Raw genomic sequence first — 2,378 nt, 5'->3', positions numbered from 1 at the left:
GCTCACTCCGTACTCTTCGAGGTATGACCGAGACCTCTCCCACGCCGCCCCGGCGCCGTGCGCCCGCCATGGACCCCGACCAGCGCCGCAAGATGATCGTCGCCGCGGCGCTTCCCCTGGTCGTCGAATACGGCGCCGCCGTGACCACCGCGAAGATCGCCCGCGCCGCGGGCATCGGGGAGGGCACGATCTTCCGTGTCTTCCCCGACAAGGACACCCTGATCGCCGCCTGCGTGGCCGAGGCCACGCGCCCCGACGACGCCGTCGCCCATCTGGAGGCGATCGACCTGGACCAGCCGCTTGACGCCCGGCTCACCGAGGCGGCCGAGGTGATGCGCGGGCACATGGCCCGTATCGGCGCCGTCGTCGGAGCGCTCGCCGCGACCGGCCGACTGGAGCGCAGGCCGCCCGGCGCGTCGGCCGAGGGCGGCGGGCTGCCGGACCGCGAAGCGGGGCTCGCCGCGCCCCGCGCGGCGCTGGCCGCCCTGCTGGAGCCGGACCGGGAGAGCCTGCGGCTCGCCCCCGAACGGCTCGCGGACTCTTTCCAGTTGCTGCTGATGTTCGCCGGGCGGTCGGGCGTGAACGACCCGCTGACCACCGACGAACTGGTGGACCTCTTCCTGCACGGCGCGCTCAGCGGGCCGGGGTCGGGGGAGGGCCGGTGACCGCATCGGACGGGTCTGCGCACGACGGGTATGCGCACCTCACGTCCCGCCGCCGGACCCTGATCACCCTGTCCCTGCTGGCGTGCGCCTTCCTGGCCATGCTCGACGGCACCGTGGTCGGCACCGCCCTGCCCCGCATCGTCGAGCAGATCGGCGGCAGTGGCAGTGGCAGTGGCAGTGGCAGCGACAGCTGGTACGTCTGGCTCGTCACCGCCTATCTGCTGACCTCCTCGATCAGCGTGCCCGTCTACGGCCGCTTCTCCGACCTGTACGGCCGCCGCCGACTGCTGCTGAGCGGACTCGCCCTGTTCCTGGCGGGCTCCCTCGCCTGTAGCCTCGCCGGTTCCATGGAAGCGCTGATCGTCTGCCGCGCCGGGCAGGGGCTGGGTGCAGGGGCCCTGCTCACCCTCGGCATGGCCCTGATCCGCGACCTCAACCCGCCCTCCCGCACGGAGGGTTTGATCCGCATGCAGACGGCTATGGGCACGATGCTGGTGCTCGGCCTGGTCGGCGGCCCGATCGTCGGCGGTCTGCTGGCCGACCACGCGGGCTGGCGATGGGCGTTCTGGCTCAACCTCCCCATCGGCCTGACCGCCGCGGTCGTCCTCGTCCTGGTCCTGCCGGACCGCCGCCCCGCCGTGGTGCCGTCCGGGCGGCTCGACGTAGCGGGGGTCCTCCTCCTCACGGCCGGTCTCTCACTGACCCTGACCGGTCTGAGCCTGAAGGGCACTCCGGCGGACGGACACACCCCGCCCTGGACGGATCCCACCGTCGCGGGGTGTCTGCTCGGCGGTCTGGCGCTGCTCGCCCTGCTCGTTCCCGTCGAGCGCCGCGCGTCCGTCCCCGTGCTGCCGCTCCGCCTCTTCCGGCACCGCGCCTACAGCGCCCTGCTGACCGGCGGGTTCTTCTTCCAGGCCGCCGCGATGCCGGTCGGCATCCTGCTGCCGCTCTACTTCCAGTACGTACGGGGCCACTCCGCGACCACCTCCGGGCTGCTGCTCCTGCCCCTGATGCTCGGCATGGCGCTGAGCAACCGGCTCACCTCCGCCGCCCTGCTGCGCAGCGGCCACGTCAAACCGGTGCTCCTGACCGGCGCCGGACTGCTCACCGCCGGGACGGCCGCGTTCTTCGCCCTGGACACGGCGACACCGACGCCGCTGATCTGCGGATGGCTACTGATCGCCGGGCTCGGTACGGGGCCCGCGATGGGCGGCATCACCATCGCGACCCAGAACTCCGTACCCGCCGCCGACATGGGCACGGCGACCGCGGGCTCGGCCCTCGCCAAGCAGATCGGCGGCACCTTCGGGCTGGCCTGCGCACAGTCCCTGATGGGCCGTCACGGCGCGGACGCGGCGAGCAGCGCCCCGGTGATCGGCTCCACGGTCGCCTGGGGCGGGGCCGTCGCGGGAGTCCTCGCCCTCGCGGCCGTCTTCGCGATGCGCGACATCACCATCCCGACCCCGTCGGGGCGCGGTGGGGCTCTATCACCGTCACCCCGCCCTTCGCCGCCGACGGCAGCGCGGACAGCGCCTCGGGTACGGCGTCCAGACCTATGACGTCGGTGACCAGCCGGTCCGGCCGCAGCGTCCCGGCGTCGACCATCTCCATCATCGGCCCGTACGCGTGCGCGGCCATGCCGTGGCTGCCCAGCAGCTGGAGTTCGAGCGCGATGACCCGGTCCATCGGGAGCATCGGGTTTCCGGCGGCGGG

The 2,378-nt window shown here is 73.3% G+C and carries 2 protein-coding genes and 1 pseudogene; 2 read left to right on the top strand and 1 reads right to left on the bottom strand.

Features of this window, described 5'->3' with window-relative positions; all coding sequences use genetic code 11:
- Positions 1-23: 23 nt before the first annotated feature.
- Both SSOG_RS02880 and SSOG_RS02875 read left to right on the top strand, forming a co-directional pair.
- Positions 24-665 carry a TetR/AcrR family transcriptional regulator gene (locus SSOG_RS02880; RefSeq protein ID WP_009712703.1) on the top strand — a complete coding sequence of 214 codons (642 nt, stop codon included), beginning with the start codon at positions 24-26 and terminating at the stop codon, positions 663-665.
- Positions 662-2,224, top strand: coding sequence for an MFS transporter (locus SSOG_RS02875; protein WP_009712702.1), 1,563 nt, complete (start codon positions 662-664; stop codon positions 2,222-2,224). The genes SSOG_RS02880 and SSOG_RS02875 overlap by 4 nt, the downstream gene beginning before the upstream one ends.
- Here the strand turns inward: SSOG_RS02875 and SSOG_RS54710 are convergent.
- Positions 2,115-2,378: pseudogene (locus tag SSOG_RS54710) on the bottom strand (alcohol dehydrogenase); the annotation flags it as partial. The gene SSOG_RS02875 and the pseudogene SSOG_RS54710 sit on opposite strands and share 110 nt — an antisense overlap.

The organism is Streptomyces himastatinicus ATCC 53653, from assembly GCF_000158915.1.
Lineage (GTDB): Bacteria > Actinomycetota > Actinomycetes > Streptomycetales > Streptomycetaceae > Streptomyces > Streptomyces himastatinicus.
Note: the sequence above shows the minus strand (reverse complement) of the source record. Positions and strands in the feature narration are given on the sequence as shown.

What these genes read in the sequence shown, in the direction of transcription:
- SSOG_RS02880 (WP_009712703.1), top strand. Translation starts at nt 24, where the DNA reads ATGACCGAGACCTCTCCCACGCCGCCCCGGCGCCGTGCGCCCGCCATG.